Raw genomic sequence first — 26,954 nt, 5'->3', positions numbered from 1 at the left:
CGATCATTTTATTTATTCAAAACATAATTAAAATGATAATGACATCTTTATCGGCATCGGAGTAATTCTGTCGCACAGCCTGTCCAACAAATCCCGATCATGGCTTATGATCAATAGCCCCAGATCACGCTGGCGAGCCACTTCCATCACGGTATGCCAGATCTGTGCCTGAGTGATCGCATCCAGCATCGTTGTCATCTCATCTGCGATCACATAACGTGTCGCTGTACCGAGTGCTCGCGCCACACAGAAACGCTGCAGTTCTCCACCGGATAATTCACTCGGCCTACGGTCCAGCCAGGTTGGCTGAATACCCAAAGCTTCGAGTAAATGCTCATCCTGCACAGACGCCTCTTGCAGCACGCGACTCATTCGCCAGCGTGGATTCACAGCCTTCTCCGGGTGCTGGAACACCAGCTGAACCGGACATACTCCTGTACGTGGGAGTGGTTTCCCATCCAAAAGGACTTGCCCTGCAACAGGTTCGGCATATCCTGCAAGAATGCGACCAAGGCTTGTTTTCCCACAGCCACTTGGTCCCCACAAGCCAACCACTTCTCCCTGTTGCACATGCATGTTCATCTGTTGGAATACCCATGATTTCTGATCGTAACGGTAACTCACATCTCGTGCTTCAAGTGACATGGAAACACCTCACTTCTCCGCCCCGTATCTGACGAAGCTCTGGACGTTGGCGGGTACATGCAACGGTTGCCGCGCTACATCGGGGAGCAAATGAACATCCTGCTGCAATCTCTAGACCCGCCAATGGCTGGGAGCCCGGAAGTGGCTGAAATCCATTCTGCGGCAACGCATTCCAGAGCGCTTTTGTATATGGATGACGCAGACGTTCTCCATTCCCTTTAAAATCATCTACCTGCGCCGTCTCTACATTGGTCCCCGCGTAAAATACAGCGATGCGATCCGCTGCTGTCAGGGCAGTCGTGATATCATGAGTAATCCACAGAATGCCTACGCCTTCATTAGCAAGCTCGCGAAACTGCTTCATCGTCTCGGCCAGCACTTCGGGATGAATGCCTGGTGTCGGCTCATCTGCAATGATCAGCTTAGGCTGACCTGAGGTCGCTGTAGCCATCAACACCCGCCTTGCCATACCTCCGGACAACTCAAACGGGTACTTTCCGGCTGTTCCTTGAGGAAGATGATATCGCTCCGTCAGCTCCTGCTCCGTCTTTGTCACATGGGATCGAGTCATCAATCTGCGCTTCCTTCCCAAATCTCGGGTTACCGGCTGAACTTGTCTCCCCACCTTCATCAACGGGTCCAAATAACTGACGGATTGTGGAATCAACATCAGCTCCTCACCACGCAGATGAAGCTGCCGCTCTGGAGTCAAAGGCTTGCCTTTATAGCTAATTCTACCTTCCAACCTGGCATTGGCAGGCAGGATGCCCATAATGGCCTGCGCCAGCACACTTTTACCCGATCCACTTGCACCTACAACAGCCACGATCTCGCCCTCGTTTATGGAAAGATCCAGATTCTGAATGACGTAAGTCTGTTCCTGCCCAAACCAGCCACGAGCGCGCCGAAATGACACCGACACTCCCTCAATATCAAGCAGAGCCATATTTACCTCACCTCCCTTGAACTACCTGTCCCCGTCAATGTCCTCAGACTGTTGCCCAATACATCAAACGCACGAACAACCAGCAACAATGCCAATCCGGGGAAAAAGGCGAGCCACCACATGCCAGCAGATAAATATCTCATCGACTCTGACAAAATAATTCCAATTGCCGGTTGTTGCGGGGACAACCCCAGCCCCAGAAACGTAATGGCTGCCTCATGCAGAATCGCATGGGGAAAGATTAGCAGTACGCCCACGAACAGTTGCGGGACCAGATGTGGCAGCATATGCTGCACCGCAATTTGTATCCGCGATCGACCTAACTTATGTGAAATCTGAATGTATTCTGCGGATTTCAGTTGTATCATCTCCGCTCTTACAATCCGGGCCAGATTCGGCCAGTGAGTCAGCGCAATCGCTGCCGCCACTCCTGCCAAACCTCCACCAAATACAAAGGCCAGCATAACCAGCGATACCAGATGAGGTACACTCAGGAACAGGTCGATAATCCATGAGATCACCCGGTCAGCAGCCTTGCTTGAAGCGGCAGCCAAACCCAATAACATTGCGATCATTCCACCACCACATGCAGCAAGCAATCCCACTTGAATGCTGGTTGCCAATCCTTTTAACGTGCGCATGAACATATCTCTTCCGAGCCAATCTGTGCCAAATGGATGCGCCCAGGTTGGAGCCAGATTCCGATCCATTAGTGAAGTCAGCGTAGAACCAGCCGGAAGCAGCCTGCCCGTCAACCACACAACGGCAATCCAGATCACCGCAAGGCTTCCCCAGATCACCGCTCTTTGGCGAGGATTGCGGAAATTTTGGTCTCTGGCACCCGCATAACCTTTTCTCGTTTGGCGTGTTGTTCCTGTTCCTTTTCCAATCTCAGCTTTTAGTAACCCCGGATTAATGCTGTACCTTACCTCTTGAGTCGCAGTTTTCACTTTCTGTACTTCGGCTGTTTCTGCCGTCTGCTCGGAGGAGCGTTCTACCGTCTGCTTCATGACATCAGCTCCTCCTTCATCCGCGGGTCAATCATACGATACAGAATGTCGGCAACCATATTACCTGTGAACACAAAAATTGCACTGCACATCACAAGTCCAAGCAGCAGTGGAACATCTCCACGCAACCCAGCCTGAACCGTTGCCTGACCCAGCCCAGGATACGAAAATACCTGTTCTGCAAGCACAGCCCCACCAAACAGTTCACTGAACGAAGCAAACTGTAGCGTTATCGCTGGCAAAACAACATGTCTGAACCCATGTCGACGGAACAGCTGAAATCCACGCTCACCTCGCGCTCTCGCAAACAGGATATAATCTGACTCGAGCACATCCGTGAGCTTCTGCCGGGTATGCAAAGCGATGGAAGCTACCCCAGTCAAACTGAGGGTCAACGCTGGCAGAATCATATGAATAGCCCGATCTCCCCAAGTGACCTGATCAGCCGACATCCCTGCGGGTACCCCAAGACCAACTGGAAGCCATCCGAGCCACACCCCAAATACCATCAGCAGCAACAGCGCAATCCAGAATACCGGCGTAGAGGCCAGTGTATAACAATACCAGCAGATCAGGCGATCCAGCTTCGAATCCCGTCTCATGGCAGCAACTACACCAAGAGTGAACCCAAAGATACCAGATAGTAGCCAGGCTACAGCCATAAGTGCGACAGAATTCATGAATCGTTCCTGAATAATATCCGCTACAGGTTGTCTGTAGATCATCGAAGTTCCCAGATCTCCCTGAATAAGCGCTTGTCCCCAGGTTAGCAATCGTTCCATGGGAGATTCATTCAATCCCCAACGTTCTTCGATTAAACTGCGCTGTTCGGCGCTTACCCTAATCATATCTCCACCAATGTAGGCTTCGATCGGGTCCACAGGAGAGAATTGCATTAATATAAAAGACAACACACTGACTCCAACCAATAGAGATACAAGTCGCAACACTTTAAAACCAACAAATCTGGCCCATTCATTCCTGCCCGTCATCCAATCTCTCCCCAATTCAGGCTAAAGCTACCGCTGTGCTTCTTATTTCGTGCTGTTATCCCAGGACCATTCCTCCAGATTGGATGTCACCGGCCAGCCGTGACCATGGGGGTGGATCTGCTGCTGGCCAATGTTCAGGCCGTTCTTAACCAGATACAGATGATCTATATTTACGAGCCATGCCCATGGCGCATCCCCCTGATAACTGAAACCTGTTGTTCCATCCCATTCCGCTTTTTGCCAGAACGGCAATGCCTCTTCTTCACTGGTGGCCTGAAGGGCCTTCTCCATCCATGAATCCACGACTGGATTACTGTACAGTCCTACATTGTAATATCCGTCTCCCTTGTGAGTACTGCTATAGAGGTTATACGTTTCCAAGGGATCATGACTGCCCCAACCAAATAATACAGCGTTGGAATAAGCCATCTTTTTTGTCTCTTCACGGCTTTTGCCTTCAACATTGATCTTAATTCCCGCCTGGGCAACCATATCCGCAGTAGCTAACGCCAGAGATTGTCTTGTTAAATCACCTGCAAAATAAAGCAGATTGAACTCGGCCTTAACGCCGTTTTTCTCAACGATACCATCCCCATCTGCATCCACCCAGCCACCAGTCGCCAGAATGCGCTTTGCTTCTTCGAGATTGGCATCCGTAAATACAGCTTCTGCGTTGCTCCAAGGCAGATCATCACTGACGGAATAAGCTGGACGACCGTACCCTTCCAGTACACCCTCAACCAAAGCCTTACGATCAATCACAACGTTCACCGCTTGGCGAATCGCCAGATCGGATGTCACATCATTCCCTGCGGGAAGACCATCGCCCGACTTGGCACCAGCAGGCTGCATGGGGAACATGATGCCCCGGTTATCTACGGTTTTCACGGCCTCTAATGTCATGCCATTCACCTGTTGTTTGCTAAACGCTGACGGGATAGCAGCGATATCCACCGTACCTGCCTGTGCAGCGGCATAAGCCGCATCTTCATCCAGATAAAGGAAGGTGAGTTTGTGGAATGCAGACTCGTTACCGTAATATTCTTCATTGGCTTCCAAGATGGCCTGTTGTCCTTTGTCCCACTGAACCAGTTTGTACGGTCCCGAACCGACCGGATGCTCCGCATAATCAGCGCCATAGGCGTGTTCAGGCACAATGCCAAGGGTCGTCAGCAGACTGATGAACGTAGACTGCGGCGACTTCAATGTGAATACGACCGTGCTATCGTCGGTTGCCTGCACATCAGCCATATTCGTCAAATCAATCACGGACCCACTCTGAGCAGCCGTATCAAACGTAAATTTTACATCTTCGGCCGTAAGCGGCTCCCCATCAGAGAATTTTACATCGTTCCGAAGTGTAACCGTCCAGGTCAGCCCATCTTCACTAACCGAGTATGCTGTAGCCAGATCATTAACCAGTTGTAACTTGGCATCCCGCTTCAGCAAGGTACTCTGGAAAAGTGGTGACCCATATTGCCCCCATCCGGTTGTTGGATCAAACCCACCTTCCGGTTCGGTGCCAACGGCCAGCACCAATTCATCTTTGGTTAAGGCTGTACCTGATTGTCCATTCTCTGCTGATGAAGCTGTTGGCGCTGTGCCCTGTGCACAACCAGATAAACCAATGGAACATACAAGCAAGATGCCTAATCCTGTTCTAACTTTTCGTTTTCCCCATCTCCATGAAAATCTGCCCATTCTGGTCGTTCCCCCTCTAAAGTTGTACTGCACTCACTTATTTCGTGTTACTTTTCAGAGAAATTGTAGCACAAAACACAAATCATATGTCAACAAAGTTAACTTAAAAATCCAAATATTTTCATATATTTGATTTAATAATTAAAAAATTCTTTAACCGAGCATTTGTAGCGCTCTATAGAGTCAGGTATTATAACAAACAAAAAAAACAGACGGTTGGCATCTAACCAATAGTCTGTTTTTTAGATTTGCTATATTTTCATAGAAATTACACTCGTATTTGTCTTACTCCGAAGAGCGATGATGATGGTTGTGACCATGCTGACCCGCACTGTGATTGTGATCCAGACTTTGATCCGGCTTGCCATCCTGATCATGACTCTGAGCATGAGCCAGTTTGTTGAGTTCATCCACATAAGTCACAGACAATTCTGCATACAATACCCCTTTTTGCACCTGGATCTGTTGATGCAGATGACGCAATCGCCCCAGATTCCCTCGTACGGCAATAACCTCCAGGCATTGGTCATGGTTCAGGTGTACGTGCATATTGGAAATGATGTCATGATGCGCCTCGTGCTGCAGCTCCATCAAACGAATGGGAAGATCACTGATATGGTGATCGTAGACCATCACAATGGTGCCGGCCACATCCTGGTCGGATTGTAATGCAGAAGGTTGCAGTAATGTTTTGCGAACAAGATCACGGAAAGCCTCAGATCGGTTTTTGTATCCCTGTTCCTCAATATACTGGTCAAACTGCTCAATCAGAGGTGTAGGAAACGCCACCCCGAACCGGGTCAAATCTTCTTTATCTGCCATGCTTCTCCTCCTGCGCCTCATTTGCTTCGAGTGTACCACAGACTTGTCTGCTCATCGACTATACTGTTGCATGAATCGTACTGCCGAATGTATCGCCTGTTGTCCAGCGTCACTCTCCAGATCAAATTGATAATCATGTCCCAGCTTCTCTGACGAGTTCGAGAAAAACAAGGTTTCCACCTCAACATCAAGGCGCTTCAATACTTGTGCCAGCTCAATCGATTGACTGGTCAACGGGTCATTATTGCCTGAGGTAATAAAAGCAGGCGGGTACGCTGCTGTGGCCTGAAGCACGGTCGACATTTCATGCAGACGTGGATAGTCTTCGTATGTTTTGACTCCTGTATATGACCAGAGAAATGTCCGTATGAGTGGGAAGCCTGTATCGGCTACTGTGCTTAGATTGTATGGACCACAGAATAGAAGAACCCCACGCAACTCTTCCGGCTGAGTGGCTGGTGTTATATTCATCAGTTTAGCCAGAGATGGATTGGTCACCACTGCCGCGGTCTGACTTGCAATCTGGGCACCTGCCGAATTGCCTGCGAGAAATATGTTTTCCGGGTCACCCTGATACTCACTGACATGGTTCTTCACGTAAGTCAAAGCCTGATTCGTCTGGATCACGGGAATGGGATATTTCGTATCCGGTGCGAGCGCATAATTCATACTGACCACAACGTAACCCTGTTTGGCTAATTGTACGGCATAATCTGCGATATCCTTTTTGTCACCCAAGACCCATCCTCCGCCATGAATCCACAACACAACAGGCAAAGGTTCCAATGTTACGGAAGGATAATAGATATCCAGCGTACTGTCATTACGCCCTTCGTCTGCATAGGGTACATCCACAACACGAGTTACGCCTTCCGAGATCATACGGTCCTTGCTGCTCGTATCTGGATTAGTAGTTTCAATTAATGATTTTAATAAAAATACAGCTATTTTGGGTGTCCATTGTGTACCAATCCCGATAAAACCTATGATCAAAATTAGTACAACGCTGGGAATCCAGTAACGTTTACGTTTAAAACCTTTTGCCCCCGTACGTTTCGTTTCCAACTTGGACTGCAATAATTCCACCTCGTTCCATCATCATCGAAGCGTCTTTACATCTAAAGTGGTGTACGTAGTAGGGAGAACCAGGTTTCCTCTTATTTGGGTCTCTTGGCGATTTCCTGTCTGACTTTCACATATGTAGTGGATACTTTTTGCTCCAGTGTATGAATATTTTGTTTTGTGCTTGCCCACTTCTCTGCTGCAGAAGCCAATGTGTTTAATGAGCTGAGTACACGTGACGTTTGGCCTTGCTTTGTACTCTGTTTGAACTGTTGTAATGCGTTGGAATATCGTTCTTTAGCCAGACTCGCCTGTTTTTTAGCCGTTTGAATCTGTTTCTTCGTGGAGTCGGCCCCTGCTACCATAGCTCGTAAACGTTTTATTTCAGCGCTCTTCCGTTTACGTACTTCAGCAAGTTCCTTTTTCTTGATCCGGATGTCTTCTCTGGCAAGCTTCACAACGGGTCTCAATGTGTCGGCCTGCTTACGGATTGCTGCACTCCATTCCTTATTTTTGATGGCCTTGGCTGCATCCAACTGTCTATTGACTGAACTGTATAGGGCGAATAGCGGTTCATATCGTGCTTGTGTTTGCTTCACCTTTTCAACTAGAGCTGCGACCTTCGCATCATCGATTTGTCTTATTTCTACCCGTAATCGCTCCAATTCCGCGGTATTGGCGGCATGAAGTGTCTTTATTTTTTGTTCCCAAACCTGCTCTTGTGTCTTCCAGCTCCCCACTTTCTCGTACGCTTGCTTCAACGTTAACTTGGTTTGTGCGTCGGCTTTGTTCAAAACGGAATCCCAGGCTTTCTGCGCTGTTACGCCAAGATCAATGCCCGCTGCCTCGGCTGTTGAAGCAAAATAAATCGTGCCTGCGCTGAAAAGAATTACAAGCCCTATAAGCAGGCGTGATCTGAAAATAAGATGAGTCAATGATGGCAATTTACCAGGTTTGCCTTTACTTTGACGTATTACGTGACTACCGCTATATCCTGTAAGAACATGAGATGCACTTACACTTGTCTCTATTGGATCTATGTCCTTTAAAGCTAAATCTTCGATATGCTGTCGACCCTTCTTTCCTTCCAGCAAGCCATGATGATCTAAGAAATCATTTTCGCTTGATCGTTCCAATAGGGAACAACATGCCATGGCCTCCTGTTCACTTATCGTTTCCTTCCATGCTTCTGTTTCCATCCATCTCTACACCCTTTCTTTTAAATTACTTAGCAGAATAGCCAACGAAATCAGCGAACGACAAAAAAGCACCCGCAAGTCAGGCATTTGCCTGCTCTTACGGGTGCTTCCCTCATAAGCCGTTCCATATGAGATTCGATTGAACGAGTCGCTCGAACCTTTTCTTTTTCTAATATATTCCATTCGTTGTATCTGGTCAAGTCGTACTAGTTTAACTGGTCTAATATCAACCCTTCAAACAACGGGAGAACCCTTCCCGAATATAGTTAACAACTGATACAGCCCAGCTTATTGATTGACCAAAATAGCTTTCATTTCCTCGGTCAGATCCTCTTCTTTTAACATCATATAGATGTTCTCGCCACGAATTACATTCAACTTGATCTGATAAACGGTATCTTTCTCTGTTAGATAACCAGACCGTTGACGTTTGAGCAAATCACTAATGATTTCTTTGTTTTTAGTCGCTATCTGTTTGTTACCACTTAGATTTCCATCGATATATTCGGGCTGCGGTGTAGCCCACTGAAGCGAACCCGGACTGTTAATCTCCTGCTTCGCAAACTGAGCAGAGACAATCTCATCTGCCTGGACAAGCAACTGATCGTATAATTTGTTCTCCTTCAGCCAAGCCAATACCCGATCATAGCCAGGTTTGATCTCAAAATTCCACATCTCTTTTGGTTGGAATGGATCTTTTGAAGACGAGTCCTGATTCATCTCCGCGTAAGCAAACGACTGCCACGAAGAGCGCTGTTCTTCATAGGTCTGATCCAAAATGTCCTGTTTCAAGAGTTCCTTGAATTCACGGACTTGCTCCGGATTGCTAATATACACCTTTCGGTATGAACTAATGGCAGAGCGAATGCCAAAACTTAATGCATCCTCTTCCAGCTTATACGTTTCAAAGGCGACTCTTTTGTAATCCTGGGACTGTTTCAGAGCCATTAATTCCTGATGAAATTCGGCTTCTGGAATATAATATTTACGTTTGATCACTTTGCCGTTATCCAGCTTGTAGTTAATAAATACATACTCATCGTTACGCATACCTGGATTGATTGGGTCATTCAGTATAGGAAGATCGGAATCCACAATTTTTTGATGAAGAGCGATAACTGCCCCCATGTATTCCGGATCATTAGAATAGAGGTGAGCATCGTCCTTTTTCTGAGTGACACCGTTACTGTAGGTATAACTCTCCCCACCAAGCTTGATGCTGTTCACCTTGTTCAATTCAGGCACTCGCGCAGCGTATCCATTCCAGTCGGCAATAGGTACGTACAGTACCAATCCAGCGATGATACCATATAGAATCAGCTTGGGCAGCAGCCTGCTGCTCCAGATCAGCCATGTTTTGCGAATAATCATCTCGGCAACGATATAACCTACAATTCCACCAAGAATATATCCGAATATTCCCCATCCAGCTGATCCTCTTGGAGCAATAATCGTGAAGTAAGCTCCGCCAATCAGAACCAACGTAAACATTAAACCAAATCGGAATATAGGTTTTACAAGAGTAAACGTAACTGCTTGCGTAGCAGATTCAACCTGTCTTCTCGAATAGAGCAGATAACTCAGAGGAACAAACAGGATTGCGAATATCGAATAGATTATAAGTTCTCCATTAGTGATAGGAGCATAACTGATTGAAGCCATGCGAAGAACAAGTGACATTTCTTCCGAATTACGTCCCAATTCATCGTACGGATATCCAAGCAAATAATGCTGGAGATGAAGTGACATAATGAACCATACGACAACAGGTAACAAGAGGAGCGCGTATACGGTAAGCCCCTGCAACACAGATTGCCCGATGCACATGCCAACCGCCACAGTAAGCATGAACATAAATAGCGAGTAGATGCTCATACTCAAGCCCCACATCCAGATCGTACTGCCATCAAACAGAAAAGCAGGTTGATCCAGTACTGCCCATACCCAGCCGGTAATTGCAGTTGTAATCCAGATTGGAAGCAAAATCATGGCATATCCGGTCAACAAGTTAACCGTTAATAGATGTTTACGACGTAACGGCAAACTATGGAACAGATCAGAAGGTGCACCGGTCTGAATATACCGAAACAGAAAGATTCCAGCCGCTACGGGGAGTGTGATGGCGAACAAAATCTGCACTTCACCATTGGCCTGAAACAAACTTGTAATCTGTTGTGGCACATCCCTGTACTCGGTAGCGATATATAGCGGAAGTGAGAACAACAATGTGATGAGATATAAAATGCCTATCCATCCATGCTGTCTGAAATTTTGGATCAGGATGCCCCGGTTACAGAACAATCGGTTGAATATCATACCCTGCGTCCTCCATTTCATAGATAAAGATTTCTTCAAGCGTCAGAGGCAGTACATCCAGCAGATACGGATCATGTATACGGAATTGATCGGTTACCTGTTGTCGGTTGCCTTTGACAATGTACAGGGATACACTTCCCCGTTTCTCTTCATGCAAAATATCAATCTGCTCATCCATGGCTTTCGCATGGTCCGGGTGGCGGAAAGCAACCTGGATTTTATGCGTATCGGCCTTCAGATCATCAAGATCCTTCTCTACAATAATTCGGCCTTTGTGCATAATCGCCACATGGTCACACAGATCTTCGATCTCACGCAAGTTGTGCGACGAGATGACAATGGTTACTTGACGCTCAGCTGCTTCCTGGAACATCAGGTTTTTGATCTGCTGGCGCATGACCGGGTCGAGGCCGTCAATAGGCTCATCCATCAGCAGCACTTCAGGCATACAGCTAAGTCCCAGCCATACGGCTGCCTGACGGCGCATGCCTTTGGACATGCGATGCAACTTGCGTTTTACATCCAGCTTGAACACGGTAGCCAGTTGCTTGAACCGTTCCTCATTCCAGCGCGGATATACCGAACGATAAAATGCAGCCATCTGAGTTATTGAAGATTGCGGGAAAAAGTAGGGCGAATCTGCCATAAAAATTGTGCGGCCTTTGAGATCCATATTTTCATAAATCTCATTATCTTCGATACGAACAGTCCCGCTGTCCTGACGGTAAATGCCAGCCATCATTTTGAGCAGCGAAGTCTTGCCTGCCCCGTTGGAACCGAGCAAACCATAGATCGACCCCTTATGTATGTGCATCGTTACGCCATCCACTGCCTTTTCCTGTTCAAACGCTTTGACGACTTGATTCAGCTCAATCATGAGGCTCCTCCTTCTCTATACGGGCCATCGCTTCCTCAAACAAAAGCGTCATATCCGCTTTGGTCAAACCGGAATACGAAGCTTCTGCAATCAACTTCACCAGAGACTCTCTGATCTCATCTCTCATGGCTTCATTCGGATGTTCCACAGACGATGATACGAAGCTCCCTTTTCCCTTCAAAGAATAAATGTAACCTTCACGTTCAAGCTCGCGATACGCTTTCTGAATCGTATTTGGATTCACAGTCAGCTGCGTGGATAACGCACGAACGGAAGGAAGCTGCTCGTCGGGCTTTAGAATACCGTATACGATCATTTCTTTGACTTTGTCCACTAGTTGCTCGTAGATCGCCTTACGGCTGCGTACATCTAATTCGAACATCCCGCACCTCCTTTCTGTAAATGTGTGAAATAACCTATGGGTTTAAATGACTGCATCTGAGGTGTATTAACTGTACTACTATTATTAATACAGTTGAATCAGATTGTCAATCGTTGACTTTGACTTCTTGTTTTATTCGGAGTACGTTAAGAAAGATAGAACATATGGTATATTTGACATATTGTTTTTTTGGAGCAGGTTCATTTCGGCTTAGGACGGGGCACGATCAGGGTAGCATTCATATGAGGTGAGGCAAAATGGCTATCTGAAGCGATGTGGCTAGATTTGGCTACTTGAAGTGATACGTCTACGGAACCTTTGCTTGACCGTTTTTGACAGAATTACATGCAAAGGTTGTTCAGGTCTTTCCCCTTCCGTTATGATGGTGATGATATATTGTTCGATAATCACTGTATCTTGATTACTTTTTTGTGCGCGTTTAACCTGATTGATTGTTAGGTCTGTCATGCGTTATATATGTAGTGTTGCGTTATAGCTCTATTGTCTGCACAGTAGTTGGCTGTTCAGCAGGCAGCTATATTAGAGTTAGCGAGACTATGTAATTGCTTTAAGTTCGGGTTTGCACAAATGAGCTACTATACAGGGGTCAAGTGTAGAATCGGCCCGTTATTCATTGGGTTTGTTGGTCTAAAGTCCGAAGGTCGATATATGATTAACGTTGATTGGGTCGGGGCAACCATCAGCCTTTTCAATCGTTTATTTGTTCGTTTGGAGTGCCAACTCGTGATGTCCGCACTGAGCATACATATTGTAGATATGTCTTTCAAAGGGTGGACACGGACATGAGTAATCAACCTGGAATTGATATTCTACATATAGATTTTTCGTGATTTTTAGTCCGAAAACATCTATATGTAGTGTTTTATTTTAAAGGATGGGTATAGTACCTTTTTAGAAAAAGTGTCCACTCTTTGAAAGACAAAGTTAAGATAAATGTCCTTTTGTAGTGGACAAATATATGTCCGAATTCCATTTATATAAGTTGAACTATACATGTACACGGAAATATAGAAGGCAGTAATAACCCGAAGTAGTGTAGCTAATAGCTTCCTATAAGGAAGTTGCTTCGAAAGCATCCGCTACGCTTCAAATACCTCATAAGGAGAATCCGAGATGAATGAACATAGACAAGATGAAGATCAGAATAATGAACCAAACGCATCACTCCACACCAGTGACCAACAGGGAGAATTAAGCGGGACAACAACGACTTCAGATACCAATCTGGTCCAAGCAAATTCATCACAACGTGTGTTAATTGTAACTGCAGTTGATGCGGAGAAAGATGCGGTCCTCCGCGGCTTGGGAGACACGGCCGCGGAACGATTTGACGTCATTGCTGCGGGCGTTGGCCCAGCCTCGGCCGCAGCAGGAACAGCCGCTACATTGGCATATGCCGTAGCGGCTGCAAGCACAAGGGCTTTGGCGCAAGGTTCTACTGCGCCAAGCCCATCCGATGTGGCACAGGCATCTGCCACATCTTCAAGGCCGGGGCCCCTTGCCGGAGCCGGATCTTCACCAGCCTACATGCTGGTGATCAGTGCCGGCATCGGCGGCGGGTTCCCCGGCCGGGCAGACGTCGGCTCCCTCGTGGTAGCCGACGCCATGGTTGCTGCCGATCTGGGCTCGCAGACGCCAGATGGCTTCCTTAGTGTGGACGAGCTCGGATTCGGCTCGTCCATTGTGGCGGCGGACGCGGAGCTTGCCGCTCGCCTGCGCCATGAGCTGCAGCGGGCCGGGCTCGCTGTCAGCGGAGGCACTGCGGTCACCGTTTCCACGGCGACCGGAACAGCGGAGACGGCCGCGGAGCTATTGCGCCGCGTGCCGGATGCCGCCGCCGAAGGCATGGAAGGCTTCGGCGTGGCAACAGCTGCCCAGCAGTTCGGCGTGCCAGCACTCGAACTGCGGGCCATATCCAACGCGGTCGGTCCACGCGACCGCGACGCTTGGCGCATCAAGGATGCCCTCGATGCGCTTCAGGCTGCAAGTTCCATTTTACGGGAGGTTATTACATCATGAAAATTGCATTTTCCCCTTGTCCAAATGATACATTTATCTTTCACGCGTGGGTGCACGGATTGATCCCGGGCGCACCTGAGCTGGATGTCCGTTATGCTGATATTGATATTACCAATGGTCTGGCGGCAAATCCCGATGGACCTGACACACCTGAAGTGATGAAAATATCTTATGCAGCACTGCCATACGTGTTATCTGACTATGCTCTGCTTCCTGCTGGAGGCGCACTCGGCAGAGGTTGTGGTCCGCTGGTTCTGACCGCAAACGGTACAACCGATCCAGCCTATCTGTCTGGACGACGGGTTGCTGTGCCTAGTGAACGCTCAACAGCATATCTACTATTCCGTCTGTGGGCAGCGCAAAATGTTCCGGGCGGTGTAGGCGAGATTGTGGTCATGCCATTCGACCAGATCATGCCCGCTATGCGAGACGGCAAGATCGATGCCGGACTTGTCATCCATGAAGCACGTTTCACGTACCAGAACTATGATCTCAAACTAATGACGGATCTTGGTAACTGGTGGGAAAGCGATACGGGTCTTCCGATTCCGCTTGGAGCAATCATTGCACGTCGCAACATGGATGCTCATGCCCTCGCCGGATGGGCACGCGCCTCCGTTGAATATGCATGGGCGCACCCGGATGAGTCGAGAGCATACGTTATGGAACATGCCCAAGAAATGGACCCTGACGTAGCTGCACAGCATATCGGACTGTATGTTAACGAATTCAGCGCCAACCTGGGCGATGATGGCTACGGTGCGATTACTGCACTGCTTGGACGTGCCATGAAAGAAGGACTCGTTCCCGAGTTCGATCTTGATCTGTTGCGGATCTAACTTTGCTTTAATTTGAGTTAGTTTCTCTTCGTTCTATATCTAAAGAACACAGCGCATCTTATTTAGCCGAATAACGCGGTATGAGATTTCTAAAGAATCTCAGACACCGTATTCGGCTAAAATTCGTTCATATCACCGACCAACTCGCATAATTTCGCAAAATAACGATCCTACGATTCGTTAGAAATTGGTATGTGCGTATTTCCAGCGAATAACGTGCGCTCGGTTCGTTAGAGTCGGTCCCACGGTGTTCTGAGGAGCAAGCTTCGCAAAAGCCTATCCTAGTATTAGAAATTTAAATGGTTTGTAAAAGTAGACTTAGGGTGCTACAAATTCGCAGGTTTTTCTCTAACGAACCCTATGCACCTTATTCAGCCGAATATCATGCGTTGAAAATTCTAACGAATCCCAGACACTCTATTCAGCTAGAAATCGGTCATATCACCGATAAACTCGCTTCATTCCACAGAATAACGCTTCTACGATTCGTTAGAAATTGGTATGTACGTATTTCCAGCGAATAACGTGCGCTCGATTCGTTAGAGTCCTGCATCGGGTACATTAGTGGATACAAACTTCTTAGCTAGCCAAGGTGATGGTCGTGTTCTAACGTCTTGTTTTTAAGGGCTTGGTTACTTTGGGTTAATAAAGGTTGTATTCAGAAGGCACACGAATCGGAGTCTGTCCTTTAACTCCCACCTACCTTTTTCACTGAATCCCTACTTTCCAGCAAAAGTTGTATAAGCCTTACCGGGTTTCGGGTTTCGGGTTTCGGGTTTGTGGTTGTGGTTTGTGGTTGTGGTTGTGGTATGCGGTTTGCGGTTTGCGGTTTTAGAGTGTAATTTTTAACTAGGCTAAAAACTTGCATCAAGATGCTTGCTGCAAACTAATGGCCTCACTAACCATGTTGGACTACACATGACACATGATATAGAAAGAGCTGTCCCCTAACGTCAGACTTATGACGACGGGACAGCTCTTTTTTTGACTTTATATTCGACTTCATATTTATACTCATATCTATCACTTTACTCAACCCAAGATTGAAGCAGAAAGAACCCCATGCAACTCCACGCTCTACACGTCATCTTGAACCCTACTGTACTCCATCATCCCACCCCACTACTCTCCCTTTCACAACTGCGGTCTACGAAGCCAACCATCGCCTATGATCTGCTGCAACCGCAGCCAAACGATCGCAACCATTCCCTACGATTCAGCCACAATCGTGCGGATCATCATCCGCAGCGCATCCAGCATCACGGGAATAGGCAGCGAAGGGACGGAAGGCTGCAACACAGCCATCTCTGTGGAGGCGGGAAAGTGTACAAATCCGGCACGGATCGGAAGTTGCCCTACTCGAATGTGATCCAGTACCCGGTACATCGTGTTGTTGCAGATATATGTACCTGCTGTATTGGACACGGTAGCGGGAATACCTGCTGCGGACATGTCATTCACCATGGCACGTATGGGCAACGTGGAGAACAATCCGTCCGGGCTGCCGTCTACAATCGGCTCGTCCACCGGACGCTGCCCCTGGTTATCTGCATAGGAGCCAGGCGGAATGTCTTTGACATTCACGGCGATCCGCTCCGGTGTGATGGATGTTCTGCCCTTGGCCAGCCCACAGGCGATGACAACATCTGGCCGATAGGCTTCCATCTCTGCGATCAGCAGGTCTGCACATTCATCGAAGTGCACGGGCAACAGTACTGTTTTTAGCTCAGCACCCTCGATCACTTCGTTTGCAAGAGCTTCCATTAACGCTCCGGTGGGATTCACCGCATCCCCGCCAAAAGGTTCAAACCCGGATATCAGAATCTTCACCATCACACGTCAGCTCCTCTCTGTTTACTCCGATTTGTAACGCAATCCCCACTGGCCCCGAATTGTGTCCATCAGCTTCATGATTTCCAGGGATTCGTCCAGTTTAATGGTGTGGCTCTCCGTCCGACCTTCGAGGATACAACGTCCCGCTTCTTCCGCCTCAAAAGCATAACCAATACATGTTCGATCATCCGTGAACTTCTCCGGCTCGTCCTGACCATTCACATGCAGATAGGCTTCTTTGCCCGCCAGGAATAAAGGTAGACGAATCTTGCCTTCCGTACCGTATATGACCGCTTCATTGCTAAGGTTCAGACGAATGGCAGCACTCAGTGATGCCGAACGTCCCTCGGAATAGGACAACAATACGGAAAACTGCTCATCCACACCCGTCTCACCGATATTGGCCGTACTCCATACATGCTGGGGCTGTTCGCCAAAGATCATCGAAGCAAAAGAAATCGGGTACACTCCTGCATCCAGCAATGCGCCCCCACCCAGATCCGGATTAAGCAACCTTCCTTCCGGCTCCCAGCCAACACGGAATCCAAAGTCTGCCTGGAGCAAACGTACTTCACCGATTCGTCCTTCTGCAATCCATGCTCTGGCTTGAGCGATTGGTGGCAAAAAGCGTGTCCACATCCCTTCCATCAGGAAAAGGTTGCGCTCCCGTGCCGTCTCCACCAGTTGCTCCAACTGACGCGCATTCATCGTAAACGGCTTTTCACAGAGCACCGCTTTACCTGCCTCCAGACAAGCCATTACATTCTCCTTATGCACAGGATGAGGTGTGGCCACATAGATAATATCTACCTCAGGATCCTGAAGCATCTCATCATAAGAACCGTAAGCGCGTGCAAAACCATATTCAGCTGCAAACTTCTCCGCACTTCCCGCTGTCCGTGAACCTACCGCTGCTTTCTCTGCGTTCCCGGCATGCTCCAAATCCTTTGCAAACTGGGATGCAATCCATCCCGTGCCCATAATGCCCCAGCGTACTTTGTCCCGTCCCACTACTTCTGTCATATTAAAGCCTCCCTACTGCAATTTGAGTTGAAAAGGTTCATGATTCAGATCAGGCCAACATGTTATCCCCTTTATTTTACCAAAAAGAAACGCTTACGTCAGAAAACGATTTCGATTATGTGCTTTCAATAGAATTCAAGCTCATCAGGGCCTCGAACATATCTGTGTACATTTCAATTCTCCAGTAGATTTGCTAAGATTATCAGCAGACTAGGGCCAAGAAGTCTTGTCCCTAAACATACTTGTAACTAGCGACAATCTGGTTAAACTATCGATCACATCTGATAACGGGATCATACCCGTGTGCTATTCATAAAACCCTGACTATACTGCAAACGCGCTTTGGACAAGGCAGCCAGTAATCATAACATCATTCAAAACGCATCAATAGTTGTTCAAGAAAGACCTTCAGGTCCAAGAAAATATGGTACGTTCCAGATTCAATCATTACCTAACTGTTCAAAAGAGAGGAGGTCGCATAGCACCATGACTACCATTCCCGGTACCACCCACAGCGGCATGAATCCACACATGTTACATCAGCAGACAAGTCCCAATGCAGAAAAGGAATCCTCAACCCGGGCAGGCCTGGATGCCTTCCTGAATGATACCCTGATTGAACTTCGTCAGGCAGAACATATAATAACCCGTGGGAAATGGCGCTGGTCCACAACTGAGCTAGCTCATCATACCTTCATATACATGCACAAATTCACAGGCCAACTGATCATGAATGAGACCGAATCCCACGTGGTTCGCAAATCAGCTTGTCTGTGCACACCAGGAACTGCAATTGAACTGATCGGAGATGAAGACCATGATATTGAACTGTATATCATTCACTTTGATCTGTATCGGGCTACGGAGAAGACAAAAGCCAGACGAATCTACGAACGTGAGCTCAGTTCACCTGTTACAGGCTGGATTCAGGGCCCATTTTACGGTATACAGCGCATTGCCGCACAGCTTACACAATTAACCCAAGAAGGACTGGAAACAGGCTTGAAAGCACAGCTCCTCCTGACAGAACTGTTACATATACTCTGGCCTCAAGAAGACCAGACTGACGTAGTGGCTGGACAGGATGAACCCGAACAGTGGCTCAGGTCCACCCTGCAATACATGCGCGAAAACTACATGCACGAGATCAAGCTGGAAAAGTTGGCTGAACTGGCTGACATGCATCCATCCTATTACTCGCAGCTATTCAAGAGCCGCATGCAGAAAAATCCGATTGAATACATCACTCATCTGCGTATGAACCGGGCCAAGGAATTGTTGCTCACTTCCGATCTGCGTATCCGTGATGTGGCTCGTGAAGTGGGTTACCGTGACGAATTCTATTTCAGCCGACGTTTCCGGAACCATGCTGGATATGCCCCCACTTCCTATGCGAAGCAGGTCCATCGGAATATCGTGTCGCTCTCCTATCCATACACGGACCACCTGATGACACTTGGCATCACGCCATGCGCAGCTCAGATTCAGGGCCACCTGCCTCATATGCCCAAATCGCTGGCACTGCCCTTCCACGCTTATGAACCGTGGGAACAGGGACGTCAGGCCTTCCTGGATGTAAATCCTGAATTGATTCTGACCAAGGACAATGCAGCTGCAAAAGCGATGGAGCATATTGGCGATGTCGCCCCCATCATCACGATTCCCTGGAACCAGACAGACGTCTTTGGTCATCTGCATCAGATTGCATCCATTGTGGATCGTACCCAGGCAGCGACAGATTGGCTCGATCGACATGAGCGCAAAGCGGAGCGTGCACGCAAAAAAATGAAGGAATTGGTCGGGGAGATTACCGTTGCCGTTGGCACGTTAACGCCTAAAGGTCCACGGATGTACAGCCATCGCAACTTCGGACATGTCTTTTATCGAACCTTGCAATTGGCCGCTCCTCAGCGGATTCAGACCGAACTGGCTGGCAAATCTCCCGGCGTTGGATTCAACTGGCTGCCCTTCACACCAGGGGAATGGGACGGACTGGAGGCAGATGTGCTGGTACTGGCGATTAATTCTATGCATGAAAAGGCAACACTGTTGAAAGAGATGGCTTCGAATCCACTATGGAACAGCCATCCTGCGGTAAAAAACGGACGTGTACATCTCATCGACTGGAACTCATGGGTCGTATATGCTCCATATTCCATCAACATCCAGCTCGATGAAGCGCTCTCTATGTTGACGAACAAACCTTCACTTTTGTAATCTAAAAAATGTCCATCTCCAGAATCTTAATTTATGCCATGTACGGGCCTGAATTAAGATTCTATAATGATCACTAATTGATAATGATAATCAATAACAATGAAATGCGTTGTTGGTACCAAAGGAGTGACCCGTATTCAACATCCGGGACTGCCACATCGTCCGTCTAATTCAAAAAAATCTGCAGTGACCGTTGGGCTGACGTTTTTGTCTGCCATAGCCATACTGCTGCTAAGTATGTTTGTCGCAATCTCTTTAGGTGCCAAAGGGTTAACGCTGGAAACCGTATGGGCTGCCATATTTCAGTACAACCCAGCTTTGACGCCACATCAGATTATTCATGAGCTGCGGCTGCCTCGTGTCCTTGCCGCGGTTATTATCGGCGCTGCCTTTGCCGTTGCAGGAGCTTTAATGCAAGGTATTACGCGTAATCCGCTGGCAGACACGGGCATTCTGGGCATCAATGCTGGAGCCACTTTTTTCGTAGCACTGAGCTTTGCCTTTTGGCCCGGACTGCCGTACGGCTGGATTATGTTTTTATCATTCGTGGGGGCTGTTCTGGGCACACTGCTTATCTTCCTGCTTGGAATGGCAGCACCTGGTGGTCTGAATTCCATTAGACTGACCGTTGCCGGGGCCGTTATTGCAGCCATGTTAACCTCGCTCAGCACAGGAGTTGCCATTTATTTTGACCTGAGTCAGGATCTGGCCTTCTGGTATGCTGGTGGGTTTGGCGGAATTGAATGGCGGCATCTCAAGCTGATTCTTCCCGTGCTGCTCGCCACACTAGTACTGATTATGCCACTCGCCCGGCGTGTATCCCTTATGTCGCTCGGTGAAGAAGTAGCGATTAATCTCGGAATTAACCTGCGTTGGACGAGGTTTCTCGCCCTCGCAGCGGTTGTTGTGCTAGCTGGTGTGTCCGTGTCGGCAGTAGGCTCAATTGGATTTGTCGGGCTCGTCATCCCCCATATCTCACGCAAACTTTTGGGTGTGGATTATCGACTCATCATTCCGATGTCTTCACTGCTGGGAGCGATATTACTGGTGCTCGCCGATCTGGGATCACGCATCGTGAACCCGCCCGAGGAACTCGCGGTAGGCATTATGGTCGCTTTTGTCGGTGTACCGTTCTTCCTCTATCTGGCCCGTAAAGAAAGGAGGGCCTTGTAGCGATGAATTTTAATACACCCTCACGAGGTAAACGTTCGATAGTTGTCAGTATCACGCTGCTCTGCATCGCCATTGCCGTTATTGTGATCAGCCTGAACACGGGAACCATTCGTCTCTCCCCAGTGGCTGTGTTACAGACTTTGTTTGGTAATGGCAGTTCGGATGATCAAATTGTACTGTTTGATTACCGACTTCCTCGCATCCTTGTAACTGTACTGGCCGGAGCAGGACTTGGTATTGCTGGAGCAGCCCTGCAAGGGATTACCCGCAATCCACTGGCGGACCCGGGTATTCTGGGATTACATGCGGGGGCAGCATTTGGACTAATGGTGTTTGTTAGTCTCTCCTTTACAATGGATGGCTCTGTGGCCTTGCTGATCCCGTTGTTTGCTTTTGCAGGCAGTGTTGCCGCCGCTCTGATCATCATGCTGCTGTCCTATGATCGGCACAACGGCGTATCACCCATTAAGCTGATTCTGGTGGGAATCGCGGTAGCGGCCGGGTTCCATGCGTTGACACTCTACCTATCCCTGCGTCTGGATGAAGACACCTATTCCTTTGCCGCTCGCTGGTTGGCAGGTAGCGTCTGGGGCCGGGATTGGATTCATGTGCAAGCATTGCTTCCTTGGGTGGTGTTATGTATCTCGTACATCTGGAGTCGATCCAAAACGCTCGATGCCTTCAATCTTGGAGATGCTGCCGCAACCAGTATCGGGACACCTGTCCGATCCCAGCGTATTATTTTGCTGCTCTGCGCCGTGGCCTTGTCTGCCGTTAGTGTATCGATGGCTGGCGGGATCGGCTTTATCGGTCTGGCAGCGCCACATCTGGCGCGCAGGCTTGTCGGTCCGATGCATCGGCATCTGATCCCTGCTGCCGGACTCATCGGTATGGTTATTCTGGTGACCGCCGATACGATCGGGCGAACGATCTTTCAGCCTAACGCCATTCCGGCAGGCGTGGTGGTTGCTGCGATTGGTGCGCCTTACTTTTTGTACCTTTTAGTACGAAGCAAGTGATCTTTTTTTTCAAAAAACAATAAAGACATCCAAGAGATGTTCAAGGAGAATGTGACTACCCATGTTAAAGAAAAATCTTATGCTTGTCATGAGTATCTGTCTGGTGCTTGTGCTCGCAGCCTGTGGAACGGCCAATAATTCATCATCTGCTTCTGACGGATCGTCCACGGATACTTCAAGCAAAAATCAGGACAACAGTGCAAGTTCAGGAGAGCCACGTATTGCCTCCATGTCGATCCATCTGACCAATGATCTGCTGTCTCTCGGTATTACTCCAGTTGGTTCCGTTATCGGTGGCGAAGCCAAAGGTTTCCTGTCCCATGTTGCTGATCAACTTCAAAATACAACGCCACTTGGTCCGGTTAAAGACCCGGATATGGAAGCTTTGCTTGCCCTGAAACCCGATGTGATCTATCTGGACGAAGAATTCTCCGGTGGTGATATTGCCAAATTCGAAAAAATTGCTCCGGTGCATGTCTTCAATCTGGATGACGGTACATGGCGCGATCATTTGAAAGACATTGGCAAACTCGTGAATCGCGAGAAGGAAGCCGATCAATACATTCAGGACTACGCGACCGAAACGGAAGAAGTGAAATCTCTGATTCAAGACACGATTGGTGATGGAACAGTAATGGCGATCCGTGTTACTGCCAAGGAATTACGTGTGTTCAGTACACGTCGTCCCATGGGTCCCATTTTGTATGAGGATCTTGGTCTGACTCCTGCCAAAGGGATCACAGATATCGATTCGACTAAACCGTATCAAGTCGTCTCCCGTGAAATATTGCCGGACTATGATGCAGATGCAATCTTTGTGGTTGTGAATTCGGATGATGAAGCCCAGACCATGTTCAAGGAGCTGCAAAACAATCCGATCTGGCAAGGTCTGAAAGCAGTCAAAGCCGGTCATGTCTACCCGATTGGTGCACAACCTTGGCTCGATTACTCATCGATCGGTAATAAAATGGCCATGGATGAAGCCAAAGAAATGTTCTCCAAAAAATAAAGTGTCCGATACATCTGATACCTATCATCTATAAAAAACAATAAAAAACCTCACTTTGAATTGGAACAGCGTAGGTATGAATCATACTTACGGTATATTCCCCTCAAAGCTGAGGTTTTTTGCGTTGGATCTGCCAGCAAGCTGCAGTCCATCCTCTTCCACCAAGTGCGCTCACAGTGTACAGACAATGACCTCAACATCCGTATCGGCAAAAGCTTTCTGGATAATCGGACTGACTTTCTCCCATTTCAGTCTGTCCAACCCGCATCCTATTCGGGGCATCGCCAGTTTCGTAATACCATCCTTCACACACACGTCTCGCATGGATTCTACCGCATTAGTCAACGATTGATACGTCGGCTTATTGGAGAACTTTGCCTTGGTGACCAGATTCAGCGTCCGTCCTACCGGATAACATCGTCCAATCTCAAGTGGCTCTTGTCCCGCCTGTTCTTGAAGATTTTCCAAACCGAATCGTTCGCGAAACTGTACCGCAATGCCCTTGCCCATCCTTGCATCGGCTGATATGCAGTGTGCAAGCGTGTACTCATCCCCCAGTTCAAATAAATCCTGTTCTCTCTCATGAAACTGCATCGCATTCATCTCCTTTTGTCCTGCTTCCTTCTTCAAGCTACATCCTTTGTTCTACTTAATTAGCCCTCTGCCAAAAAACGTTGAAATGCCTTTAATGTTCTCTGACCTGCGGATCGATCATATACCGCAAATACAATTCGTTCAAAGGAGTCCTTAAATCCCTCTCCCACTAACACATCATGAAAATACTTCGCCACCACTGCCGGTTCATTACGAAATACGCCGCAACCGTACGCGCCCAGAACAATCGTACGGTGACCGTTGGAAACAGCCACATCCAGAATATAACGAATACGTTCCTTCATCACGGACTCAATCTGTAGATCATCCGCTTCTCCACGCTCTTTCACCACACCCGCATTCACCGCTGGCGCAGTAATGAATGATGATACATAATATTTGTCCAGCAATCGGTCTTCGTCATCCCGGATCACCGGAACATCCGGTGAATAGATCATATAATTCGAATAGAGACCCGATCGCTGTTTGCGATTGTACTCGTACATTTCGTCCATTTGGGTGATGCACGGGTATAGTCCTGTCGCTCGGGCCAGACTCTCTTCCTGTGCCTGACTTCCACCAAGGAAACCGCCGCCAGGATTTTTCGCCGATGCAAAGTTCAGACAGACCACATCTTCTCTTCCTTCAGCTACCGTCAAACGTAAAGCAGCTCCAAGTGTAGTCTCGCCAGTAACTTCAATGCGACCCGGTGCAGCCTCAACTCCAGCGGATGGGGCCGTGGGTTGAATTCCAACGTAAGCTTCTGTACGAAGCTTTTCTCTGAGCGCGGACAATTCTGCTGGACGGTATAACACCGAATTTCGGATGGCTTGCTGCACATCGGTACCTATCTCAACCTTGCGATCATACCCATTTACGTATTGCCCTTCATCCAAAATAGCCAACGTCTGCTGTGCGATATTAGCCCGAATAGTACGTGGATTGGAGCCGGCAATACCACTTGATCTATCGAGTTTACTGTTGTTGCTGTATCGCCCACTGCTATTGTTTTTATCCTGTTGTTGATCACTCATCTGAATCACATCCTATATCTTCTCTTAGACGGGTCAAAATCTCACCCAGCCAGTTGGTTCCCCGCCATGTTCTTCTATTACGAATATGCGGGTCTTCCTCCGCCAGTCCCACACCCCAGATGCGATCATCCGGGCTTGCTTCCACTAGGGTCGTTCCACGAGTGGCACGCAGCGCGGTTAGCAGTTCTTCGTTTTGTGTAAATTTGGCCAAATTACCCTCGTAAACGATGCGCTGGCACTCAGCTTCCCATAAAGTCTGGTCGAAGCCTGCAACCTGTCTGCCTAGCTTTTTTTGTACCGAAGCAGAGCTTGCCTTCAGAATCTTGTCTGCGATGGTATGATCGCCAAACAGCAGCGCTTTCTGGTGCATCATGTATTGCTCCGCACTCGTGTAGTGAATCCCGTTCACGGTAAAATCCGCCGGGTGCCACTGTGAGAACGGAGATGCAGTCCGCCAGAAAAACGTAAACTTTTCCATCCATATCCCCTCTTTACATGCTCCTCATGTATGCAATCATCCCGCAAACATCTTGAATGACTTCATTCGATTTCAGTGATGCACACCATCTTCTATAAGTTCTGTCTCTCTGGATTCAATCTGTATAAGCGTGATGGTCGATGACCGGCACTGCTCGCATACTCTCCTGTCTCAATGACCCAATCGGCGATTTTGCGCCGGAAAGCGGCAGCCAGCAGTTTTTTGCCACTGATGATCTCATGTACTTTCTGAAGTGCAGTCAGCGTAAACGTCTCCGGCATCAGATTAAATGCAATATCCGTGTACTCGATCTTGGATCGCAGACGCTCAAGCGCATAATGAATGATCTTGGCATGATCAAATGCAATCCCCTGAACCTCCCCCAACGTCAAACGATGGCTCCGTACTTTTCCTTCTATTGTTTCTTTCGTCTCAACAATTGCCGATAACTCTTCTGTTCCATTGGTCAAAATCAACTGCAGCCTGCGTTCTGTCACACGTCCACGCTCATGGATATGGCGTTTCTCTTCCAGAAGTCGCTGTTCCACCCGAAACCAATTGGCCTCACTGGCATCATCACCAGCCTGAAGCTCCAACTCGCTGCTATCCACCAGCGCCATATAGGAACAGCTGATGACCCGTGTACGCGGATCTCGCTCCACATCTCCCCAGGTGTACAGTTGCTCCAAATAAATATCATCCAGCCCCGTCTCCGTCAACAATTCCCGCCGAGCAGCATCTTCCAATGATTCCTGCATGGAGACAAATCCACCCGGTAACGCCCACTGTCCCAGATAGGGATGGCCACCCCGCCGGATCAGCAGTAACTGGAGTTCGGGTTCCGCGAGCTTGCGATAGTTCTCCTGAGCCTCACTGCGTATCGTAAAGACCAACATGTCCACGGTGACGGAAGGACGTTCGTAATCACCAGCATTATACGTTTCCAGAAACTGTTGTTCACTGATATGTATCTGATCCTGATGCTCCCGGTAATCGGGGGCTTTTCCTCCTGAGGAACCTTCGTAAGTCATAATATACTAACTCCATTCTGTTATTAACATTATGTTATTAACAATTAGATAATATCAATTTATCACATCATTTTATCTTAGGTCAATATTTCCAGTCCAAAATAAATGATCTGTATTCACTTGACGATATGTCAAATCAAACTTAAGATTTAGTTAGTCGACTAACTAAATGTGCGTGTTCAAAAAGTCTGGTATTCAGTAGATGGAATGAAGGTAGAAATGGAGTAGATGATATGAACCCAGTCCAAAACGATCGGTTAATGGGACAGCTATCCGAACTCGTGAAACTAAAACGTTACAAGGTTCATGAGAAACTTGTGAACCACCCCGAGTTATATCCGGGGCAGCCCCCTTTGTTGTTCCAGCTTGAACGGGAAGATGGCCAATCCCAGAAAAATCTGGCCGAACAACTTCAGCGCAGTCCCGCTACGGTGACCGTCATGCTTAAGCGCATGGAAACATCCGGTTATGTGAGACGCGAAGCAGACCCGAAGGATCTGCGCAGTCTGCGGGTCTATCTGACGGATCAGGGGCGCTCCGCGTTACAAGAATTGAGAGAAGTGATTCAGGAGTTGGAACAGCAGGCCCAGAAAGATTTTACACCGGAAGAATCCAGGATCATGTCTCTGCTTGCACAGCGTATGCTCCAAAACCTGCGTGAATCCTGAATTGATGCAGACTGGCAACATCGCACCAATTGATTCACTTACGC

24 protein-coding genes are annotated in these 26,954 nt (G+C 48.1%); 7 read left to right on the top strand and 17 right to left on the bottom strand.

The annotated features are described in order from the left end of the window. Positions 1 to 27: 27 nt before the first annotated feature. The 11 genes from QNO02_RS05480 to QNO02_RS05430 form a co-directional block, all read right to left on the bottom strand. Entirely contained in the window at positions 28 to 645 is a 618-nt protein-coding gene (locus QNO02_RS05480; RefSeq protein ID WP_289391357.1) for an ABC transporter ATP-binding protein, read from the bottom strand. Continuing rightward, entirely contained in the window at positions 635 to 1,591 is a 957-nt protein-coding gene (locus QNO02_RS05475; protein ID WP_289391356.1) for an ABC transporter ATP-binding protein, read from the bottom strand. Before QNO02_RS05475 ends, QNO02_RS05480 begins: the two co-directional genes overlap by 11 nt. A 2-nt stretch (positions 1,592 to 1,593) precedes the next feature. Further along, a complete protein-coding gene (locus QNO02_RS05470; RefSeq protein WP_289391355.1) occupies positions 1,594 to 2,601 on the bottom strand; it encodes an ABC transporter permease in 1,008 nt (335 codons plus the stop codon). Beyond that, complete coding sequence (locus QNO02_RS05465; protein WP_133386615.1) at positions 2,598 to 3,593, bottom strand: ABC transporter permease; 996 nt, start codon at positions 3,591 to 3,593, stop codon at positions 2,598 to 2,600. Before QNO02_RS05465 ends, QNO02_RS05470 begins: the two co-directional genes overlap by 4 nt. A gap of 42 nt (positions 3,594 to 3,635) precedes the next feature. Continuing rightward, positions 3,636 to 5,294: an ABC transporter substrate-binding protein gene (locus QNO02_RS05460; protein WP_289391354.1), complete on the bottom strand. Its 1,659-nt coding sequence runs from the start codon at positions 5,292 to 5,294 to the stop codon at positions 3,636 to 3,638. A 285-nt stretch (positions 5,295 to 5,579) separates the two neighbouring features. Next, complete coding sequence (gene nikR, locus QNO02_RS05455) at positions 5,580 to 6,116, bottom strand: nickel-responsive transcriptional regulator NikR (protein ID WP_289391353.1); 537 nt, start codon at positions 6,114 to 6,116, stop codon at positions 5,580 to 5,582. Positions 6,117 to 6,167: 51 nt separating this feature from the next. Further along, positions 6,168 to 7,193 carry an alpha/beta hydrolase gene (locus QNO02_RS05450; RefSeq protein WP_289391352.1) on the bottom strand — a complete coding sequence of 342 codons (1,026 nt, stop codon included), beginning with the start codon at positions 7,191 to 7,193 and terminating at the stop codon, positions 6,168 to 6,170. Between the two features lie 80 nt (positions 7,194 to 7,273). Next, positions 7,274 to 8,377, bottom strand: a complete 1,104-nt coding sequence (locus QNO02_RS05445) for a hypothetical protein (RefSeq protein ID WP_289391351.1) — start codon at positions 8,375 to 8,377, stop codon at positions 7,274 to 7,276. A gap of 288 nt (positions 8,378 to 8,665) precedes the next feature. Continuing rightward, positions 8,666 to 10,693 carry a hypothetical protein gene (locus tag QNO02_RS05440; protein ID WP_289391350.1) on the bottom strand — a complete coding sequence of 676 codons (2,028 nt, stop codon included), beginning with the start codon at positions 10,691 to 10,693 and terminating at the stop codon, positions 8,666 to 8,668. Next, positions 10,668 to 11,570 carry an ABC transporter ATP-binding protein gene (locus tag QNO02_RS05435; RefSeq protein WP_289391349.1) on the bottom strand — a complete coding sequence of 301 codons (903 nt, stop codon included), beginning with the start codon at positions 11,568 to 11,570 and terminating at the stop codon, positions 10,668 to 10,670. Before QNO02_RS05435 ends, QNO02_RS05440 begins: the two co-directional genes overlap by 26 nt. Then, positions 11,563 to 11,952 (bottom strand): GntR family transcriptional regulator, encoded by a 390-nt coding sequence (locus tag QNO02_RS05430; RefSeq protein ID WP_091034217.1) that lies wholly within the window; start codon positions 11,950 to 11,952, stop codon positions 11,563 to 11,565. The genes QNO02_RS05435 and QNO02_RS05430 overlap by 8 nt, the downstream gene beginning before the upstream one ends. Positions 11,953 to 13,086: 1,134 nt before the next feature. Here QNO02_RS05430 and QNO02_RS05425 point away from each other — a divergent pair. Both QNO02_RS05425 and QNO02_RS05420 read left to right on the top strand, forming a co-directional pair. Next, positions 13,087 to 13,992: a futalosine hydrolase gene (locus QNO02_RS05425; RefSeq protein WP_289391348.1), complete on the top strand. Its 906-nt coding sequence runs from the start codon at positions 13,087 to 13,089 to the stop codon at positions 13,990 to 13,992. Beyond that, positions 13,989 to 14,831, top strand: a complete 843-nt coding sequence (locus QNO02_RS05420; RefSeq protein ID WP_289391347.1) for a 1,4-dihydroxy-6-naphtoate synthase — start codon at positions 13,989 to 13,991, stop codon at positions 14,829 to 14,831. The genes QNO02_RS05425 and QNO02_RS05420 overlap by 4 nt, the downstream gene beginning before the upstream one ends. A gap of 1,209 nt (positions 14,832 to 16,040) precedes the next feature. On the opposite strand, the gene QNO02_RS05415 is transcribed toward QNO02_RS05420, so the two are convergent. After that, entirely contained in the window at positions 16,041 to 16,664 is a 624-nt protein-coding gene (locus tag QNO02_RS05415; protein ID WP_289391346.1) for a pyroglutamyl-peptidase I, read from the bottom strand. A 21-nt stretch (positions 16,665 to 16,685) separates the two neighbouring features. Next, positions 16,686 to 17,687 carry a Gfo/Idh/MocA family protein gene (locus QNO02_RS05410; protein WP_289391345.1) on the bottom strand — a complete coding sequence of 334 codons (1,002 nt, stop codon included), beginning with the start codon at positions 17,685 to 17,687 and terminating at the stop codon, positions 16,686 to 16,688. A 486-nt stretch (positions 17,688 to 18,173) separates the two neighbouring features. Between QNO02_RS05410 and QNO02_RS05405 the strand changes: the two genes are divergently transcribed. The 4 genes from QNO02_RS05405 (at position 18,174) to QNO02_RS05390 (ending at position 23,105) form a co-directional block, all read left to right on the top strand. Beyond that, positions 18,174 to 19,904 (top strand): AraC family transcriptional regulator, encoded by a 1,731-nt coding sequence (locus QNO02_RS05405; RefSeq protein ID WP_289391344.1) that lies wholly within the window; start codon positions 18,174 to 18,176, stop codon positions 19,902 to 19,904. Between the two features lie 99 nt (positions 19,905 to 20,003). Next, positions 20,004 to 21,077: a FecCD family ABC transporter permease gene (locus QNO02_RS05400; protein WP_353959105.1), complete on the top strand. Its 1,074-nt coding sequence runs from the start codon at positions 20,004 to 20,006 to the stop codon at positions 21,075 to 21,077. Positions 21,078 to 21,079: 2 nt separating this feature from the next. Continuing rightward, on the top strand, positions 21,080 to 22,096 hold the full coding sequence (locus tag QNO02_RS05395) for a FecCD family ABC transporter permease (protein ID WP_091034232.1): 1,017 nt from the start codon (positions 21,080 to 21,082) through the stop codon (positions 22,094 to 22,096). A gap of 61 nt (positions 22,097 to 22,157) precedes the next feature. Then, a complete protein-coding gene (locus QNO02_RS05390; protein ID WP_289391343.1) occupies positions 22,158 to 23,105 on the top strand; it encodes an iron-hydroxamate ABC transporter substrate-binding protein in 948 nt (315 codons plus the stop codon). A gap of 171 nt (positions 23,106 to 23,276) precedes the next feature. Here QNO02_RS05390 and QNO02_RS05385 read toward each other — a convergent pair whose 3' ends face one another. The 4 genes from QNO02_RS05385 to QNO02_RS05370 all read right to left on the bottom strand — a co-directional run bounded on the left by QNO02_RS05385 (position 23,277) and on the right by QNO02_RS05370 (position 26,242). Continuing rightward, on the bottom strand, positions 23,277 to 23,699 hold the full coding sequence (locus tag QNO02_RS05385; protein ID WP_289391342.1) for a macro domain-containing protein: 423 nt from the start codon (positions 23,697 to 23,699) through the stop codon (positions 23,277 to 23,279). Between the two features lie 59 nt (positions 23,700 to 23,758). Beyond that, entirely contained in the window at positions 23,759 to 24,733 is a 975-nt protein-coding gene (locus QNO02_RS05380) for a TIGR02452 family protein (protein WP_289391341.1), read from the bottom strand. Continuing rightward, a complete protein-coding gene (gene ybiA, locus QNO02_RS05375) occupies positions 24,726 to 25,211 on the bottom strand; it encodes a riboflavin biosynthesis intermediates N-glycosidase (protein ID WP_289391340.1) in 486 nt (161 codons plus the stop codon). The genes QNO02_RS05380 and ybiA overlap by 8 nt, the downstream gene beginning before the upstream one ends. Positions 25,212 to 25,303: 92 nt before the next feature. After that, on the bottom strand, positions 25,304 to 26,242 hold the full coding sequence (locus QNO02_RS05370) for an NUDIX hydrolase (RefSeq protein WP_289391339.1): 939 nt from the start codon (positions 26,240 to 26,242) through the stop codon (positions 25,304 to 25,306). Positions 26,243 to 26,475: 233 nt separating this feature from the next. On the opposite strand from QNO02_RS05370, the gene QNO02_RS05365 reads away from it, so the two are divergent. Further along, positions 26,476 to 26,910, top strand: coding sequence for a MarR family winged helix-turn-helix transcriptional regulator (locus QNO02_RS05365; protein WP_249911652.1), 435 nt, complete (start codon positions 26,476 to 26,478; stop codon positions 26,908 to 26,910). Positions 26,911 to 26,954 lie beyond the last annotated feature (44 nt).

Source organism: Paenibacillus sp. PK1-4R, assembly GCF_030369595.1.
Classification (GTDB): domain Bacteria; phylum Bacillota; class Bacilli; order Paenibacillales; family Paenibacillaceae; genus Paenibacillus.
The sequence above is the reverse complement of the archived record's forward strand: the minus strand, read 5'-3'. Positions and strand labels throughout refer to the sequence as shown.

Coding starts and splice junctions, on each gene's coding strand:
- QNO02_RS05480 (WP_289391357.1), bottom strand. CDS start 645: ATGTCACTTGAAGCACGAGATGTGAGTTACCGTTACGATCAGAAATCA.
- QNO02_RS05475 (WP_289391356.1), bottom strand. CDS start 1,591: ATGGCTCTGCTTGATATTGAGGGAGTGTCGGTGTCATTTCGGCGCGCT.
- QNO02_RS05470 (WP_289391355.1), bottom strand. CDS start 2,601: ATGAAGCAGACGGTAGAACGCTCCTCCGAGCAGACGGCAGAAACAGCC.
- QNO02_RS05465 (WP_133386615.1), bottom strand. CDS start 3,593: ATGACGGGCAGGAATGAATGGGCCAGATTTGTTGGTTTTAAAGTGTTG.
- QNO02_RS05460 (WP_289391354.1), bottom strand. CDS start 5,294: ATGGGCAGATTTTCATGGAGATGGGGAAAACGAAAAGTTAGAACAGGA.
- nikR (WP_289391353.1), bottom strand. CDS start 6,116: ATGGCAGATAAAGAAGATTTGACCCGGTTCGGGGTGGCGTTTCCTACA.
- QNO02_RS05445 (WP_289391351.1), bottom strand. CDS start 8,377: ATGGAAACAGAAGCATGGAAGGAAACGATAAGTGAACAGGAGGCCATG.
- QNO02_RS05440 (WP_289391350.1), bottom strand. CDS start 10,693: ATGATATTCAACCGATTGTTCTGTAACCGGGGCATCCTGATCCAAAAT.
- QNO02_RS05435 (WP_289391349.1), bottom strand. CDS start 11,570: ATGATTGAGCTGAATCAAGTCGTCAAAGCGTTTGAACAGGAAAAGGCA.
- QNO02_RS05430 (WP_091034217.1), bottom strand. CDS start 11,952: ATGTTCGAATTAGATGTACGCAGCCGTAAGGCGATCTACGAGCAACTA.
- QNO02_RS05425 (WP_289391348.1), top strand. CDS start 13,087: ATGAATGAACATAGACAAGATGAAGATCAGAATAATGAACCAAACGCA.
- QNO02_RS05420 (WP_289391347.1), top strand. CDS start 13,989: ATGAAAATTGCATTTTCCCCTTGTCCAAATGATACATTTATCTTTCAC.
- QNO02_RS05415 (WP_289391346.1), bottom strand. CDS start 16,664: ATGGTGAAGATTCTGATATCCGGGTTTGAACCTTTTGGCGGGGATGCG.
- QNO02_RS05410 (WP_289391345.1), bottom strand. CDS start 17,687: ATGACAGAAGTAGTGGGACGGGACAAAGTACGCTGGGGCATTATGGGC.
- QNO02_RS05405 (WP_289391344.1), top strand. CDS start 18,174: ATGACTACCATTCCCGGTACCACCCACAGCGGCATGAATCCACACATG.
- QNO02_RS05400 (WP_353959105.1), top strand. CDS start 20,004: ATGAAATGCGTTGTTGGTACCAAAGGAGTGACCCGTATTCAACATCCG.
- QNO02_RS05395 (WP_091034232.1), top strand. CDS start 21,080: ATGAATTTTAATACACCCTCACGAGGTAAACGTTCGATAGTTGTCAGT.
- QNO02_RS05390 (WP_289391343.1), top strand. CDS start 22,158: ATGTTAAAGAAAAATCTTATGCTTGTCATGAGTATCTGTCTGGTGCTT.
- QNO02_RS05385 (WP_289391342.1), bottom strand. CDS start 23,699: ATGCAGTTTCATGAGAGAGAACAGGATTTATTTGAACTGGGGGATGAG.
- QNO02_RS05380 (WP_289391341.1), bottom strand. CDS start 24,733: ATGAGTGATCAACAACAGGATAAAAACAATAGCAGTGGGCGATACAGC.
- ybiA (WP_289391340.1), bottom strand. CDS start 25,211: ATGGAAAAGTTTACGTTTTTCTGGCGGACTGCATCTCCGTTCTCACAG.
- QNO02_RS05370 (WP_289391339.1), bottom strand. CDS start 26,242: ATGACTTACGAAGGTTCCTCAGGAGGAAAAGCCCCCGATTACCGGGAG.
- QNO02_RS05365 (WP_249911652.1), top strand. CDS start 26,476: ATGAACCCAGTCCAAAACGATCGGTTAATGGGACAGCTATCCGAACTC.